The organism is Odoribacter sp. AF15-53, assembly GCF_003479425.1.
Taxonomy (GTDB): Bacteria; Bacteroidota; Bacteroidia; order Bacteroidales; family Marinifilaceae; genus Butyricimonas.
This window is the reverse complement of sequence record NZ_QUHC01000006.1, coordinates 150,743-168,029: the sequence shown is the minus strand read 5'-3', so window position 1 is coordinate 168,029 and position 17,287 is coordinate 150,743. Positions and strand designations below refer to the sequence as shown.

At 41.6% G+C, this 17,287-nt stretch carries 13 protein-coding genes; 3 read left to right on the top strand and 10 right to left on the bottom strand.

All coding sequences use genetic code 11. The features are described from left to right. Nucleotides 1–79: 79 nt before the first annotated feature. The 3 genes from DWW52_RS21025 (at nt 80) to DWW52_RS13825 (ending at nt 5,227) form a co-directional block, all read left to right on the top strand. The gene (locus DWW52_RS21025) at nt 80–223 is read left to right on the top strand and encodes a hypothetical protein (protein ID WP_158582602.1); all 144 of its coding nucleotides are present in this window, start codon (nt 80–82) and stop codon (nt 221–223) included. A gap of 868 nt (nt 224–1,091) precedes the next feature. Further along, nucleotides 1,092–3,845: a PL29 family lyase N-terminal domain-containing protein gene (locus DWW52_RS13830; protein WP_118716095.1), complete on the top strand. Its 2,754-nt coding sequence runs from the start codon at nt 1,092–1,094 to the stop codon at nt 3,843–3,845. A gap of 131 nt (nt 3,846–3,976) precedes the next feature. Continuing rightward, nucleotides 3,977–5,227: an OmpA family protein gene (locus DWW52_RS13825; protein ID WP_118716094.1), complete on the top strand. Its 1,251-nt coding sequence runs from the start codon at nt 3,977–3,979 to the stop codon at nt 5,225–5,227. 447 nt (nt 5,228–5,674) lie between these two features. Here the strand turns inward: DWW52_RS13825 and DWW52_RS13820 are convergent, their stop codons facing one another. From DWW52_RS13820 to DWW52_RS13775, 10 genes are all read right to left on the bottom strand, one after another. After that, the gene (locus tag DWW52_RS13820) at nt 5,675–6,601 is read right to left on the bottom strand and encodes a bifunctional riboflavin kinase/FAD synthetase (protein ID WP_118716093.1); all 927 of its coding nucleotides are present in this window, start codon (nt 6,599–6,601) and stop codon (nt 5,675–5,677) included. 201 nt (nt 6,602–6,802) lie between these two features. Next, nucleotides 6,803–8,041 (bottom strand): DcaP family trimeric outer membrane transporter, encoded by a 1,239-nt coding sequence (locus DWW52_RS13815; RefSeq protein WP_199691999.1) that lies wholly within the window; start codon nt 8,039–8,041, stop codon nt 6,803–6,805. A 203-nt stretch (nt 8,042–8,244) separates the two neighbouring features. Further along, nucleotides 8,245–9,801 (bottom strand): glycine--tRNA ligase, encoded by a 1,557-nt coding sequence (locus tag DWW52_RS13810; RefSeq protein ID WP_118716092.1) that lies wholly within the window; start codon nt 9,799–9,801, stop codon nt 8,245–8,247. An 85-nt stretch (nt 9,802–9,886) separates the two neighbouring features. Further along, the gene (locus DWW52_RS13805; protein ID WP_118716091.1) at nt 9,887–11,581 is read right to left on the bottom strand and encodes a Na/Pi cotransporter family protein; all 1,695 of its coding nucleotides are present in this window, start codon (nt 11,579–11,581) and stop codon (nt 9,887–9,889) included. 103 nt (nt 11,582–11,684) lie between these two features. Next, entirely contained in the window at nt 11,685–13,319 is a 1,635-nt protein-coding gene (groL, locus tag DWW52_RS13800; RefSeq protein ID WP_118716090.1) for a chaperonin GroEL, read from the bottom strand. A gap of 97 nt (nt 13,320–13,416) precedes the next feature. Then, a complete protein-coding gene (gene groES / locus DWW52_RS13795) occupies nt 13,417–13,686 on the bottom strand; it encodes a co-chaperone GroES (RefSeq protein ID WP_118716089.1) in 270 nt (89 codons plus the stop codon). A gap of 144 nt (nt 13,687–13,830) precedes the next feature. Next, nucleotides 13,831–14,202 carry a preprotein translocase subunit SecG gene (secG, locus tag DWW52_RS13790; protein ID WP_118716088.1) on the bottom strand — a complete coding sequence of 124 codons (372 nt, stop codon included), beginning with the start codon at nt 14,200–14,202 and terminating at the stop codon, nt 13,831–13,833. Nucleotides 14,203–14,204: 2 nt separating this feature from the next. Then, a complete protein-coding gene (locus tag DWW52_RS13785) occupies nt 14,205–14,912 on the bottom strand; it encodes a hypothetical protein (RefSeq protein ID WP_118716087.1) in 708 nt (235 codons plus the stop codon). 3 nt (nt 14,913–14,915) lie between these two features. Next, nucleotides 14,916–15,434: an LptE family protein gene (locus tag DWW52_RS13780; RefSeq protein ID WP_118716086.1), complete on the bottom strand. Its 519-nt coding sequence runs from the start codon at nt 15,432–15,434 to the stop codon at nt 14,916–14,918. 101 nt (nt 15,435–15,535) lie between these two features. Then, the gene (locus DWW52_RS13775; RefSeq protein ID WP_118716085.1) at nt 15,536–16,768 is read right to left on the bottom strand and encodes a sigma-54-dependent Fis family transcriptional regulator; all 1,233 of its coding nucleotides are present in this window, start codon (nt 16,766–16,768) and stop codon (nt 15,536–15,538) included. Nucleotides 16,769–17,287 lie beyond the last annotated feature (519 nt).

The window sequence follows — 17,287 nt, the reverse complement described above, 5'->3', positions numbered from 1 at the left end:
AATAGTATAAAAACTATCAAGTATCGTAGGGAGGCATTCAGTTTTGAATGTCTCTCTTTTTTTGTGATTTGCCTTGTACGTGATGTGCTATATCCGGATGAATGTTTTCGGGGAGGGAAAGGGGGCATTGGTAAACAAGAAAGATATTTACTTGGAAAAAAGCGAGAAAAGTGGAAGTGAAGAGACGATAGGAAATGTAAGTTTGGATTTAATGGCAGCTTAAGAAAATTGTTACTTATATATAAAGGCACCTTGTAAATTGGGGTGACTTTATATGTAAATTGATCAAAAGAATCCAGTGTTTGATTTGTGCTTTGTTAATGCTTGTGTGTTAAAATTAATTATAATATTTTCTTTTGCAGAAATATCAATAAACGTTCATATATTGAATGCAAATGTACAATTTTTTATGAAACATGAAAGAATAGATCAAAAAAATTTTCATATTTTGGCTACTTATTAGTTAATACGCTTGCAAAACGGCATAAAGCAAGGAGTTTGGAGTCGTAAAAACGCTATCGGACAATTTGCAATTGAGAATTTTTAGATATTGCTTCATTAATAATAGATGTATTTATTCGAAATTCACCTAGAAATTTGTTACGATTTTTTTATTTTGCCTAATTGAATGCTCGTTATGAAGATATTTTATCAATTTTAGATGAATGAATTATAACATGGCAGATTAAATATTTGGTTGTTACCATTTTACTTGAAGTAAAGAGCTAAATTGGCGTTGAAATCATACCCGACACGATCTTATTTAATATGTATCTCTTAGGGAATCAAACTCTTTTTTTGCGAAACGGGGAATATTATTATATATGTAATATATTCATTGATAGAGTTTTGAAAGATTTAATGAGATTTTGAATTATTAAGAAATTAGCTGCATAATTATTTGATAATCTTTATGTTACAAATTTAATTAAACGAACATTTATTGAGTAGTCGTAATCCTTAAAAGAGGAGGTGTATGATTAACGAGAAAATAACGTTTATTTCAAAATTTATGGGATCGTATTTTACTAATAAAGTTGCGTGTTAGTGACTTGATATTTTTTTAATTACCAATATAATTTTATTTAAGTATGAACAAAAAACGGAATTTTGCAAAAACTGCACTTTTAGGTGTGTTGCTTTGTGGCCTTGCAGGTCCTACATTCGTTGGTTGTAAGGATTATGACGACGATATAGATGGTTTGCAAGAACAAGTAAATACTCTGAACAAAAGTTTTGAGGATTTGAAGAAGCTTGTGAATGATGGAAAAGCTATTACTAGTGTAACTCCCATTACTGGAGGTTTCAAGATTGCATTCAACGATGGAACGAGCTATGATATCGTAAATGGTAAAGACGGTTCTGCAGGCGTTGGAAGCGTGGTGAAAGTTGAGAATGGCCATTTATTTATTGACAATGTCGATAAAGGAAAAGTTGTAAATGAAAGTGTGGCTGATCCTGTAATCACCATTGTGGATGGTTTTATCCATGTAAACGGGGTGAAACAAGAAGGAGCTCAATTAGGGGTACAGTCAAACGCTTCTTATGCTGTTGATCACGAGAAATTTGTGGAGTTTTACGTGGCAAATCAAGACGGAACCATGCCTGAAACTCCGGTTAAAGTATGGAAGAATGCAGCTTTATCAGGTTTGTTGACTATTCCTAATTATTTGGTGAACGTTGCAGAGAATGGCTTGCTATTCCCGACGATCTACGGCGTGGACAAGGATGGTGCGTACGTGCGTTTATATGCAGGTAAGGCTAACTTGAAGTATCAGATTAATCCGAAAGGAGCCACGGTAGAAAATCCTGAATTTGTAAAACAACAAATTTTGGCTCGTGCTGCCAATAATGGTATCATTGTTTCTGACGTGAACGCGGGAGACGAGTATTTGACTTTGAGAGGTAAAGCTATGAGCGGTTTGTTCTCTTATAATGAATTGGAGGATGTAACGGATGATGATTCGTATGTATTGATCGGTGAAGAGAGAGCGCATATGATTGATCCGTTATTAAACATTATCGCTTTGAAAGTTCAAAGTCAGGAAGAAGAATTACTTTCTGATTACGTGATGGCTTTCGATTACAATATTTCGCAAAATGATGTAACTATCGAGAAGAAATTTGTTGAGGAAGGTGAAACTGAATATAAAGATGTTTTGGCTGCTACCGAAGAGGAAGCTAAAGAAACGACGACTACAGCACACTTTACTTTAGTATATAATGATGCTAAAGGTGATTTGAAATTAGCCGACGAAATTGCAGCATTCTTCACGAGAACCGGTTTACTGGGAACTGATAAATTTGAATTTACAGCTAATGGTTTTGACGAACACACGTACAAGTTCGAGAAAGTTAAGTTTGAATTTAAAGATGCTCAAGGAAATACAGAAGATCATGGTAGCTATGTTAATTTGTCAGAGAATGGAACGTTGACGATCAACGAGGCTGCAGGCGAAAAAGGTTCTTCTATTGGTAGAACTCCTATCGTGAAAATTACTTTGACGAGTGATGCTGACGTTAATCATGGTAAAGATGTAAAGACCGTATATGCTAAGATTGTAATCGCCGAGAAAGAAATTGATAAAGAAATTCCGGCTTATACTCAAGAATTCGATTATCTATTGGATAATGTTGGTAGTGCCGAATACTTGCAGTTAGACAAATTGTATGGTCACGTTGCCGAGCATTTGAATATCTTGGGTGCTGATAAATTCCATTCAATTTACTCAACCTTCGAGCAAATTACCGAGTCTCCGTTTGATAGTGAAATCAAATTGGCTATGACGGAGAAGACGGGAACTGATAAACAAGAATGGTTAGCTGCTTATGTACCTAACTACAAGAAGGCTGGAAAATACCAAGTGAAGGGTGTATTCAAGTCAAATGACGATAAGGTTTATCCTCCGGTATATGTTGTTTACACGGTTAACGTTAAATATCCTGTTGGACCATACTTGGCAAAACGTACTGATGCTGATCAAGGCGGTAACTTCTGGGAAGGTGGCCACATGCTTGTAAATGGTGTATTTGACAAGGGAAATAATTACATCTTCAAGATGGGTGGTAAAATGGCTGATGCATTCGTTTACAACTTGCCTTACGATGAGAATCCTTGGGATGAAGATTGGAACAAAGATAATAAAGTTGGAGCTAGAGCGAATATCCAATATACTTTTGTTAATGCTGCAGAACAAGATGCTACAATTGGTGATGCTGCTGCCGCTAATAAAGAAGGTTGGTTAGGAGAAATCTCGGTAACTAAATTACCTGCAGATGCTGATTATCGTGAAATTGAAGTTCAACCGATCACTTGGTTTAACTTGGATTTGACGAAGATGCTAAATAGTGTTGCAGTAACTCCTGCCGGAACGATTAGTACTCTTGACGGATTGAATGCAAAAACAGAAAGTAAATTTACCGTACGTTTCATTTCTCCGTTGAAGTCTTTGGTTGCAACAGGTGGTAATTTGGATAAGAATAACACCACGATCGACCAGACTTTGGATATCATGAAATCCGTTGTTGTGAAGGATAAGAAAGATGTAACCCTTTACAAAGATAAAGCATTCGAACAGATTGTTGTAGATGCTGATGGCACGAAGGCTAATGCTGGTACCGTTTACGCTATCTCTGCTCCGAAATTTGATTGGGCTGATGATGCTTCAAAAGCATTTGCTCAGGATATGTTGAAGAGAGGTGGTAAGTGTTCTATCGATGAGAATACCGGTGTTATCACCTTCCACGCTACTGGTGAAGTAGGAGCTGTAAACTTGAAAGTGAAAGTTTCTATGGATTGCCCGTGGAGAAAACTTGAAACTATTGTAACTGTATCAGTAAAATAGTGGAAAGATTACGATAAAATAATGCAACTTAAAGTTCATTATTGATTGCAACCAGGAGAAGGGGGGTGTCTGATGTCAGGCACCCCCTGTTTTAATGATCTAAGAGGTTTTAATATAATAATATAAGTAGTATGAAGAGATTGGTGTTGTCTTTTTATTTCCTGTTGATTGCCTCGCTCTTGCTGGCGCAAGGGCAAAAGCAAGAGGTATATCGTGATTTTTCCCGCTGGAGCTTGGGGGTAAACGGGGGAATCTCTGCATTCCGTGGGGACATGATCTCTTTTTCGGCCGACAAGACCTACCTCGGCGTGCAGGGTGGTTTGCAACTGGGTTACCAGTTCACACCGACGTTCGGGTTGTCGTTAACAGCCGACCTTGGACGAGGGAAAGGTAGTGCCAAGGAATGGGAAAAAGAATATAAAATCTACCCGAACGGTGAATCCTATTACGGGACAGACCCGGAGGCGGGCTTCGCGTACTATAATGACTTGTATAGTGAAATCAAGTATTTCACGGTCGGCTTACATGGGGACCTTAACGTGAACAACTTCTTCGGACGCAAGGAAATGCGTCGTTGGACGGTTTTGTTGAGTCCGGCAGTTTATTTGCAGAAGTTTTCCCCGAAATTATACACGAAGGCGGGAGACAAGCGTTTCGATACCTCGTCAACCCTTGATAACGATTTGAATCTGGGGTTAGGTGGGGATATTGCCTTGCGTTACCGTGCCGGGAAGCACGTGGACTTGCAATTGAAATCGGGAATGGCATGGGTGTCAAACAACCACTTTGACGGGGTCGCCACTTGTTGCACGAGCAAGTATAACTGGCTTGCAAACCTTTCGGTCGGGGTGGTGTGGAAAATTGGTAACAACAAGAAGAAGGAGAACCTGATGTACGCCTCGTCTCGCCGGGTGACGCCAACGTCTCTCCCGGTGAAACAAGAAGAGGCGAAGCCAGCGGTAAAAGAAAAACCATCCGTTGAGATGCGAGTGAAAGAGGAATCACAACCTGTTGAAAACGTGGTAAAAGTGGAGTCGACAGTTAAAGAATTCCCCTTGTTGCCGACGGTACATTTCAAGCGTAATTCTTCAATAATAGATACGGCACGTTACGCTGTACAACTTGCCCGCGTGGTGGAAGTCTTAAAATCAATGCCTGATGTGAAGGTCGATATCCGGGGGTACACGGATCACACGGGTCCTGACCGGGTAAACCTGCCTCTCTCGTTGAAACGTGCGGAAGCCTTGAAGACTTACCTGGTGGGCAAGGGGATCCCCGCTGCCCAAATGAATGTTTTTGGGGAGGGAAAGGATTTATCGGTAGACAAGAAAGATATTTACTCGGAAAAAGCGAGAAAAGTAGAGGTGAGGAAACGTAAGTAAATTTTTTAGGATTAATAGAGAGTGTACCGGTTACACTCTCTACTAAAATAATACTTGCGCTTACGTCTTTCCCTTATCTCTTTGTTATACTATCGTTAAAACAGGCTTCTATAGAACGAAGATATAAGAAAGATTTATCCAAGAGATAACGAATAGATGTAAGCGATGGAACAAGGCTGAAAAAGCGATGGTCTTAGTAACAAAACAGGCTTCACGATACACTTTATCCTGGTTGTGGTTGGGCTATTCTTTCCCTAGACCAAGTTTGTATTAGGTGCGTATCAAGTTCGTAACACGAACAATGACGTGGGTTCCTGTTTCGTTATTGTCGTGTCGAGCAACCCTCGATATTCAAGCGCAACGGTAGGGGAGGGCGAGTCAGGGGGAGTCTTCAAGACCGTGCCGCACAAATTCCGTGGTAAATGAAATTTAAGCAGGCTTTAATTGTTATTCCAGTATTTTGAAAATTTTCTCTTGATCTTTTTGTAATTGCGTTCGAAGTTCTTCAATATCATTAAATTTTCTTTCACCCCGAATACGGGTAATGAAATGGATGGAAATGGTTTCTCCGTATATATTTCGATTGAAATCAAAAATATAAACTTCACAGGAAACTCGCCCGTCATCACTGACCGTGGGACGAATCCCGATGTTGAGCATTCCGTTAAAGATTTGGGTTCCAATAAGCACCTTTACTGCGTAAACCCCTATGGCCGGAAGTAGTTTGCGATCATCAAAGATTTGAATGTTAGCGGTAGGAAAACCAATCGTGTGGCCTAAACGATGCCCGTTAACAACTTTCCCTGTAATGGAATAGGGATATCCTAAAAAGCGATTTACCGTGGTAATATTACCAACGGCTAATGCATTACGTATTTTGGTTGAACTGACATTCACGTCATCTTCTTCAAACACAACTTCTTTTTCCAAGAAGAATCCGTATTTACGGGATAACTCTTGCAGGTTTTCGAAATTCCCGGCCCGGTCTTTCCCGAATCTATGATCATATCCCACGACAAGACCTTTAATCTTTATTTTATCGACAAGAATTTTTTCCACGAAATCAAAGTAGGATTGCTGTGCGAATTCGAGCGTGAATTTCAAGATAATTAAATGATCGACGCCGTATTTCTCTAAAATAGCGATCTTTTCCTCAAGCGTGGTCAAAATCCCGATCTTTTTTTCTCTTGGATAGAGAACTTCTCTGGGATGGGGTTCGAAGCTGATGATAACGGACTCCCCGCCTATGCTGGCAGCTTTCTCTTTTAAATGTTGTATTACACAAGCATGCCCCAGGTGTACGCCGTCAAAACTTCCAATCGTGACGACCGGGTATTTGATATCTATATTTTCAACTTCGTAGTGAACCTTCATTTCTAGTAATTTGAATAGTCGATGGCAAAAATAATACAAATAACTGAATAATGAGGGTAAATAGACGGTAATAAAGATCGTGTTGGAAGAGGCTTGGCAATGATTGTCGAAGGGAATAGCTGCAATACAGGAAGGATTATTCCGTGATAATTCAAGAATTGAAGAGAGTGTTTAATCTTAGCCACTCTCTTCTTTCTATTTTTAGAACCGGTACTGGATCATCGTGTTGATACGACTGGCGTTGCCGTAATCTTTGTTGAAATCGTTCCGGCGACCGAAAACGTACTCTATGGCACAGGAACCGTATTCACTAAAATTCCAGAATAGGTTGGCTGCCGCGTATTGAGCGTATTTGTATGACGTGGCGGGCATGCCGTATTGATCAAGAACCCGGGCGTAACTATACATGATGTTCGAGGAGAGCGTTTCGCACCAGTTATGAGCGAAACCGAGGTAACCGCCCCATGCACAGAATGCTTTCAATTTACCTTCTGCGGTGGTACTCGGAACCAGGTCTAAGCCTGCCCCGGAAATATCTTGAATGTAGTTGGAAACTCCTTTACCGTATACTCCTTGAAAGCAGAGCGATGTGTTCTTGGCAAATTGCCAGATCCCGCTAAGAGAAGCTCCCCAGCCGGTAACGATCCGGTCTTTATCTTTAATCTCGTCTTTATAATACATGTTTCTCAACACGGCTCCCGCTTGCAGGTGACTCCCGTTTTTGAAGCTATATCTCACGTTGATCGGTATATCCGGGATACGTTGATTGATGTACTTGGTAAATTCGCCTTCCGTGTAGGAGGGTTCAACGTATTCCAGGGCTAGAGATGCCTCCAGGTGATCGGTGAAGTCATGCGTGTAGCGGATTTGCGGTTGACGTAACGCTACTTCGCTACTAGGGCCTTCCTCGTCTACCGTGGCAGGTCCCGCGGTAATATCACAGAATGTACTCCAGGTTTTACCAATCGTGAAGCCTTTGAATTTAATAAAAGCCTGTCTTAGAATCGGGGTGTTCTGATTCCCCTCGAATTCCATTTCCATGTAAGTTACCAACCGGCCTACATCGGTGTCCCCGACTAGTTTGAAGAACAAACGGGATTGCCCGATAGTGATCCCGTACCTTCCCCCGGATTGTTCTCCCTTGAGGGAAATCGAGTTGGTCACGAAGTAATTGTCATTGGGAACTCCGTTAAAATCGTAAATCCCCTGTACTTGCACGAATCCTCCAACACCGAAAACGAAGTTCTTATTCTTGTTGAAAAAGACGAATCTCGGGGATGCCGGGTCGTTAAATGATAGCGGAAAGGCTTCTTTCATCATTTTGTAAAAGTTGTCCGCATCATCTTTTGCCGATACGGAAGCCACGTTGACTTGCGCTCGTGCCCCCGTGTACATTCCACAAGAGATAGCTATCAACAATAACAATGTCAATTTTCTCATAGCGTTACAAATTAATTAGTTAATTTAGTTTAGTAACACTATATACGGGAGGGGAAAGATAAAAGTTGAAAGATAAAAGTTAAAAGATAGACGTGATGGAAGCGGAATTTCAGCAGATTGAACTCGAAAGGGAATTGATGAAAAATAAAGATGTAGAAATGTAAATCATTTCTACATCTTCAAATCTTAATATCTTCGAACGATTATATTTTTACTTCTTTCAGAATTTCCCGTAAATCCGTTTTCTTTTTCAATATATCATATAACTGGTCAATTGCCACGCGTTCCTGTTCCATGGTATCACGGTAACGGATCGTTACGGCGTTATCTTCCAAAGTTTGGTGATCAATCGTGATACAGAAAGGAGTACCGATGGCATCCTGACGGCGATAACGTTTACCAATAGAATCTTTCTCGTCGTATTGACATCTGAAATCCAAACGCAATAACTTCATGATCTCTTCTGCTTTTTCGGGTAGTCCGTCTTTTTTCACGAGTGGCATGACGGCCAACTTGATCGGGGCCAAGGCAGGAGGTAATTGTAGTACAACCCGGGAGTCTTTTGAACCGTCCTCTTTCACGATTTCTTCTTCCTTATAGGCGGCAGAAAGGATCTGCAGGAACATCCGGTCTACACCGATAGAAGTTTCGATCACGTAAGGAACGTATGATTCGTTTAACTCGGGATCGAAATATTGGATTTTCTTTCCGGAAAATTCCTGATGGCGTTTTAAATCAAAATCCGTGCGGGAGTGAATACCTTCCACTTCTTTGAACCCGAACGGGAAACGGAATTCGATATCCGTGGCGGCATTCGCGTAATGCGCTAATTTTTCGTGATCGTGGAAACGATAGTTGGCTGCTCCGAAGCCTAAGGCCTGGTGCCAGCTCATACGGGTTTCTTTCCATTTCTTGAACCATTCGAGTTCACTACCGGGACGTACGAAAAATTGCATTTCCATTTGTTCGAATTCGCGCATGCGGAAAATGAATTGACGGGCCACGATCTCGTTTCGGAAAGCTTTACCGATTTGGGCGATTCCGAAAGGAACTTTCATCCGTCCTGTTTTTTGAACGTTCAGGAAGTTCACGAAAATACCCTGTGCCGTTTCCGGGCGCAGGTAGATTTTACTTGCCCCTTCGGCCGTCGATCCCATTTCCGTCGAGAACATCAGGTTGAACTGACGTACTTCCGTCCAGTTACACGTGCCAGAAATCGGGCAAACAATCTTGTTGTCAATGATGATTTGGCGGAGTTCCTCTAGGTCGTTATCATTTAACGCTTTTGCCATTCTGGCGGTAAGTTCTTCTTTCTTCTGGATATTAGCCAGCACCTGCGGGTTGGTCTGACGATATAAAGTCTCGTCAAATTTCTCCCCGAATTTCTTCTTGGCTTTGGCAACATCTTTTTCTATTTTATCCTCGTACTTGGCGATGTGATCTTCGATCAGGACATCTGCCCGGTATCTTTTTTTCGAATCTTTGTTGTCAATCAGGGGGTCGTTGAAAGCATCCACGTGTCCGGAAGCCTTCCAAATAGAGGGGTGCATGAAGATAGCGGAATCTAGTCCTACCACATTTTCGTGTAATAAAACCATGGAATCCCACCAGTATTTTTTGATATTATTTTTCAGTTCAACACCATATTGCCCGTAATCGTATACCGCTGCAAGGCCGTCATATATTTCTGATGACTGGAACACGTACCCGTATTCTTTACAGTGTGCCACCAGTTTTTTGAAAATGTCTTCTTGTGCCATTTTAATTTTAGATTTATGATTTTAAATTTTAGATTCAGTTTGCGTGTATGGATTTAATCGTAAATCTGAAATCTAAAATCGTAAATTAATTTTCAGTTCCGATCTCTTTAATTGCTTCCGTCACGTTGATGGCATAATCCCCGATCTTTTCACATTCGAAGAAGATGTCGCTGTAAATAATACCCGTGGCGTAATTATATTTCTTCTCTTCGATCGCCGTCAGGTGTTCCTGTTGCAGAATCGTCCGGTAATCGTTGATCGTTTGTTCTACCTCGTAAGCTTTTTTAGCTTTTACCTCTTTGTATTCAATCGAGAGGTTGGCGCACATGACGACAAGGGCTTCATCCACGATAGCCATCATGTGGTGTAGTTTCTCGTCAATAAACTCGGGAAATTCCACGTTCTGTTCGTTCCGGCGGCCAATGGCTTTGGCAACGTTCAAAGACGAGTCGGCAATGCTCTCGATTTCCGATACGATTTTGAACATGGCTCTCACCCGTTGGGAGTTTTCCGTGGATAATTTTGATTCCGAAACTTTTGTCAGGTAGTCTGCAATTTCAACTTCCACGACATCACTCTCGTCTTCCAGTTTATCGATCTTGTTGAATACTTTTTCAAAATCTTTATTCGGGGTATGTAAACATTCAACTACCTGACGATACATATCCAGTGTGTTTTTCGCGTAATGCGAGATTTCTTGTTTCGCTTGGAATAGAGAAGCATCCGGGGTTGAAAGTAATCCGATTTTGATGTGTTTCAACGTGAAAGCATCGTCTGCTGTTTCTTTTGACTTGATGATCCGGGTCACGAGTCTGGCGATTACTTTGGTAAACCATATTAATAAGAATACGTTAGCGACATTGAAACACGTGTGGAACAGGGATAAGGCTACCGGGACGGAACCTACTTCCGTGAACGGGTTTCCGATTCCCAAGTTGATACTGAGCTGTGCTACCCATCTTAGGAATATTGGGAATATGGCAAGCACCCACGCTACCCCGAATAAGTTAAATAGGAAATGGGCAAAAGCGGCTCTTTTAGCTGTCGTGTTAGCAACCATGGCTGCCAAGTTTGCCGTAATCGTGGTCCCGATGTTTTCTCCCAAGACCATGGAGGCAGCAATATCAAATCCGATCCATCCGTTGGCACACATGACCAGCGTTAATGCCATCGTGGCCGAAGAAGATTGGATCAGGATCGTGAGGGCCGTTCCGATAAGCATGAATAGTATGTAGGAACCGTATCCTAGATCGGTGTAATTATGTAAGAAATTCAGAATTTCAGGATTCTCGTGGATGTTCGGCATGTTTTCTTGCAGGAAGTTCAGTCCGATGAATAAAAGTCCGAAACCTATGATTAATTCCCCCCAGCTCTTTCGCATCCGTTTCGCGGAAAAAAGTAAAGGTAAACTTAAACCGATAAGCGGGAGAGAGAGGCTAACCATGCTGATTTTGAATCCCAGAATAGAGATCAACCAAGCCGTGAAGGTGGTTCCCACGTTGGCTCCCATGATGACCCCGATAGAACCGACGAGATCTAGTAATCCGGCATTTACGAAACTGACAACCATTACCGTGGTGGCTGAAGAACTTTGGATGATCGTGGTGATTAACAAACCTGTGATAACACCTTTCACCCGATTGGATGTCATTGCGGCGAGGATGGTTCTCATCTTGTTACCTGCTACTTTTTGCAAGGCTTCACTCATCATCTTCATTCCGAAGAGGAACACACCCAATGATCCGATCAATTGCAAGAAATCGAGAATCGTGTAATTCATAAAATAGTCATTGTAATAAATTGAATTTGCGGTGGTAAAGGTATATAAAGTAAATAAAAAAAGCCCCGAAAAGGGGCTTTTTTTTATCTAAATTCCTAGATGATTACATCATTCCCGGCATTCCTCCACCCATCGGCGGCATGGCAGGTGCAGGATTTTCCTGTTTTTCCTCTACCAACACGCATTCGGTGGTTAAGAACATTCCGGCGATAGAAGCGGCGTTTTCCAAAGCTACACGGGCCACTTTTTTCGGATCGATAACTCCGGTCTTCATCAAGTGTTCGTAAACTCCGGTACGTGCGTTGTAACCGAAATCTTTCTCGCCTTCTCTTACTTTGTTAACCACAACGGCTCCTTCAACTCCAGCGTTAGCCGCGATTTGGCGAAGCGGTTCTTCGATAGCGCGCTTGATGATTTCGATACCCGTGGTTTCGTCTTCATTTTCACCTTTCAGTTTTTCAAGACTTGCAATAGCACGGATATAAGCTACACCACCTCCGGGAACGATACCTTCCTCGATTGCGGCACGCGTAGCGCTCAATGCGTCATCAATGCGGTCTTTCTTTTCTTTCATTTCGATTTCAGAAGCGGCACCCACGTAAAGTACGGCAACACCTCCGGCTAATTTAGCCAATCTTTCCTGTAATTTTTCTTTATCATAATCGGAAGTAGAGTGTTCGATCAATTTCTTGATTTGGTTTACTCTTTCCGCGATAGCTTCTTTCGCACCACAACCGTTAACGATGGTCGTGTTTTCTTTGTCAATTGTTACTTTTTCTGCACATCCTAACATGTCGATGGTTGCAGTCTCTAATTTCAAACCTTTCTCTTCAGAGATAACAACACCACCTGTCAATATGGCAAGGTCTTCCAACATTTCTTTTCTGCGGTCACCGAAACCGGGAGCTTTCACGGCTGCGATCTTCAATGAACCTCTCAAACGGTTTACAACTAAAGTTGCCAAAGCTTCGCTTTCTACGTCTTCAGCGATGATTACCAGAGAGCGTCCTGCTTGTGCTACCGGCTCTAGGAGCGGCAACAATTCTTTCATCGTAGAAACTTTCTTGTCATAAAGCAAGATGTACGGTTTCTCGAATTCAGCGTTCATTTTCTCCGTGTCAGTTACGAAATACGGAGAGATATATCCGCGGTCGAATTGCATACCCTCGACAACTTTTACTTCTGTTTCGGTTCCTTTAGCTTCTTCTACCGTGATAACGCCTTCTTTAGTCACTTTTTCCATGGCCTCGGCAATCAATGCTCCGATGTTGTCATCACCGTTGGCAGAGATACGGGCTACCTGACGAATTTTATCGTAGTTTTCACCGACAGCTTCTTTTTGGCTTTCCAGGCTTTTAACCACTTCGGCAACAGCTTTGTCGATACCTCTCTTCAAATCCATCGGGTTTGCTCCGGCAGTCACGTTCTTCAATCCCACATTGATGATTGATTGGGCCAAGATCGTGGCAGTAGTGGTACCGTCTCCGGCATCGTCACCTGTCTTTGAAGCAACTTCTTTCACCATTTGTGCACCGATGTTAGCATACGGATCGGAAAGTTCGATCTCTTTTGCCACGGAAACACCATCTTTAGTAATATGAGGAGCACCGAATTTTTTTTCGATTACTACGTTGCGTCCTTTGGGGCCAAGCGTTACTTTTACCGCATTAGCCAACTCGTCAACACCCTTTTTTAATAAATCGCGGGCTTCAACATTAAATTTTATCTCTTTTGCCATAAACGTTTTAAATTTAGTGATTTGGTGATTTTAGATTTAGTGATTAATCTCTCGATCACGCAATCATCAATCACGGAATCGGATTGTTTTTTAATTGTTACAGTACAACCAGAATGTCCGATTGGTTCATTACCAAGTATTTCTTGTCATCAATGTTGATTTCTGTACCAGAGTATTTACCGAATAAAACGGAGTCTCCAACTTTGATCTCCATCGGTTCGTCATGTTTGCCTTTTCCGGTTGCAACCACGACACCTTTTTGTGGTTTTTCCTTTGCTGAATCAGGGATGATGATTCCTGATGCGGTTTTAGTTTCTGCCTCTACCGGCTCTACGATAATTTTGTTAAGAACTGTCTTAAGTGCCATAATTCTTAAATTAAAAGTTTATTATTAATTAAATTGTTCTTTTTAAATTCAAATACGTGTGGTGAAGTGCATATTCCGTGCCAAACAAAAAAATGTCAGTATGACTGACATACTGACATTTTTTTGCTTCGATTCAAGGAATCGTTATTCTTGTTCTTGTGAAGTCGTGTTGTTGTCTTCGCTTGCAGGAGTTGTCGTGTTGTTATTCGTTCCGAAATCAGGAATTGCCTGTTGTGTCGGGGTGAATGTATTTACTTGCTCTTGAATAGCGGATTTTTTCCCGGCTTGTTCACCTCTGGGGATAACCATAGCGGCTACAATACATAAAACAAGCATCGCCCCAGCTAATGTCCATGTCGCTTTTTCCAAGAAATCGGTTGTCTTTCTTACACCCATGATTTGGTTTGAAGAAGCAAAGGTAGAAGATAAACCACCGCCTTTTGAGTTTTGTACCAGTACGATCAATATGAGTAAGGCACAAACAATAAAGATCAAAATAGAAACAGCTATGTACATAATTAGTTCGTATTATTATTAATTTTCTCTTTTATTTTTTCAATCTGAACCGCAAAGTAAACACTTTTTTCCGGATATTTCAAACTTAATTTTAGATAAGTTGCAATGGCCTTGTCATATAGTTGCTGGCGAACGTATATTTTTGCTAGTGTTTCTGAGAAAAATTCGGGTTGCGTGCTCGTGTCGGTGGTGGTGACATCCGATGATGGCACGTTATTTTCCGTGATCTTGGGCATGGATGGCTCCGTTTGGATAAACTTGTCGATGAGGGAGTCTTCGCGTTCTTCCTTCTGTTTTTTGCGTGTCAGCCATTCGTTTGCGATGGCATCAATCGGTAAGAATTCTTCCTCCGGGAACTCTTTCTCAAGTTGGTAAAACGTGACTGCCGGAACAACTCTTTTTTCTTCTTCTTTGTCCTCCAGTAACTCGATTACCACGGGAATCCTCCCGGACATTTGATTTTGTACGTCATCCGGTTGGGACAAATTGTTCAGGAAACGATAGAATTGTTTGTGATTGGGAATATAAATGGTATTATGTTTCAATTTTTCCGGATATGCCGAATGTCCCGAAGCGTGTAACATCTTCAAATACACGGTACGGGCAGTCGAGAAATAAGGGAATTGCTCTATCAGAAGTTCCATGTTCCTGATGTCGTCGCCCTCTTTTCTTCCCGAACGGATAATATCAATTAATTCTTCCAGTTTCAAAGTTTACCAGTTAGTCAAGGCTTTATTGTAGATATCCTCGATGATTTTTTCTGTAATTTTCTTGATCAAATCGGGTTCGATGGCCTCGTAGTTTTCGTCAATCCCGTAATCCTCATAGTGCGAGAAGGTGGTGTCGAAGTCTGATTTGCCCGATTCGTCTTTCGTGTTCGTGTACTTCACCCGTATCGAGATCGTTAGGCGGTTCTTGGCGGCAATCTCGTCCCGTTGGATATCGATCGGACTTTGTGAGAAGCCGGTAATTTGTCCCTCAAACCGGATGTCCCCGTCGTTGTCGGTCAATTCCGTCAGGCTCGTACGCGAACGTAAATAGGCTTTTAGGGCTTCCGTGAAATCGGCCCCGAGGTTTGGTGCGAAAGCCGTTTTGTTCGAGAAGTAATCCACCGAGAACGTTTTTTCACCGTTCTGTAATGACACGCCCGAGAAGGAATACGTGACACCTGTCAGTTTACAACCCGAGAAGGTGACCGCTAATAGTAATATTGGTATAATTCTTTTTATCATTTGTTTTTAATCATGAAGGTACACAAACTTTTCATACCAGACAAAGGTATAAAAATTTTAGATTAATCTCCGAATCATTTAATCGTCGATCTCGAAATCATTTATATCTCGATGTCGTATTCTTTTAATTTCCTGTATAATGTTCTTTCCGAGATCCCCAAGTCCTGGGCTGCCAGTTTGCGTTTCCCATGATTTTTTTCCAAGGCTTTCACGATCATCTCTTTTTCCTTCTCTTCTAAGGAAAGCGATTCCTCTACCACGGCTTCCGTGTCCTCGATCGGTTCTTCTTTCTTCGCGGAGAACGTTTTCTGCGTGGGTTGTGACAGGTATTCCGACTGGGGCGTTTCATACAGGTTTCGCAGGACGATAGATGTAGAGGGTTCCGGTTCGGGTTTTATCGTGTGTTCTTTTTGCATGATGTCATAAACGAGGTGTTTCAGATCGTTCATGTCTTTTTTCATGTCGAAAAGTATTTTGTACAGGATTTCCCGTTCGTTGGCAAAACTGTGATCGCTTTCCGGAGTCGAAGTTAACGCCGGAAGATTGTTGGTTTGAGCCGGAAGGTATTCTTTTAGCGTCAGAGCATCGACATTTCTTTCCTGTTCAAGAATGGAAATCTGTTCCGTGATGTTTTTCAGTTCCCGGACGTTTCCCGGCCACCGATAGTTTTCGAGCATCTGCACGGCATCTTCGGTTAATCGAATGGGAGGCATCCGGTATTTTTCTGCAAAATCGGCAGCGAATTTGCGGAACAGGAGCGATATATCATCTTTTCTCTCCCGTAGCGGGGGAATGGAGATGGGGATCGTGTTGATCCGGTAATAAAGATCTTCCCGGAATTTCCCGTTCTTTACCGCCGTGGGTAAGTCCACGTTCGTGGCGGCAATTACCCGGACATTTGTTTTTTGTACTTTGGATGATCCTACCCGGATAAATTCCCCGGCTTCGAGTACGCGTAACAACTTGGCTTGCGTGGAAAGGGGTAATTCCCCGACTTCATCCAGGAAAATAGTTCCCCCATCACTTACCTCGAAATATCCTTTTCGGTCGGATAATGCCCCCGTGAATGATCCTTTTTCATGACCGAATAACTCGGAGTCGATGGTGCCTTCCGGGATACCGCCGCAGTTGACAGCGATGTATTGTGCATGTTTGCGGGTGCTGAAGCTATGAATGATCCGTGGAAATATTTCTTTTCCCACACCGCTCTCTCCGGTAATAAGTACCGTAAAATCCGTGGGCGCAACTTGTACTGCTTTTTCTATAGCTCGGTTTAATTTCACGTCGTTTCCGATAATCTCGAAACGTTGTTTGATAGTTCTGATCTCCTCCATGATGATTTACGATTTATGGTTCATGCTCCTCGATTTTCCAGTTAAAATGTAGGTATGAATCCAAACCTCAATACTCTTCTGCAAATTTAGCAGTTTTAGCTGACAAAATAGCACAAGTCGGAAAATTAAAATCCGAATTGTTTTCCTACTGTTCTCCGAAGCTCCTATTGATCATGAGGTGATATCGTGATTCGTGATTAAGAGATGACCGATAGGTGATTGATAGATGCTTCGGGTAAGAGTGGGGTAAATGTTTGTATACTTGAATAAAAAAGTAGCATTTGTGAGTTGAATTTGCGTTATAGTAATTTGAATATTAGATATCTAATTATATAAATAAAATTTTTATATTTGTGCAATAATTGAACGTTTATTGATATTTGTATGTAAATGTACATCTTTTTTATTCGATGTCTTATAATCAACGTCTTATAAATTTGAAAAGAGAAGCTGGAATTATAATTTACCCTCATTTCCCTGTCGCATAAAACGTTCAATTATTGCACAAATATAAAAATT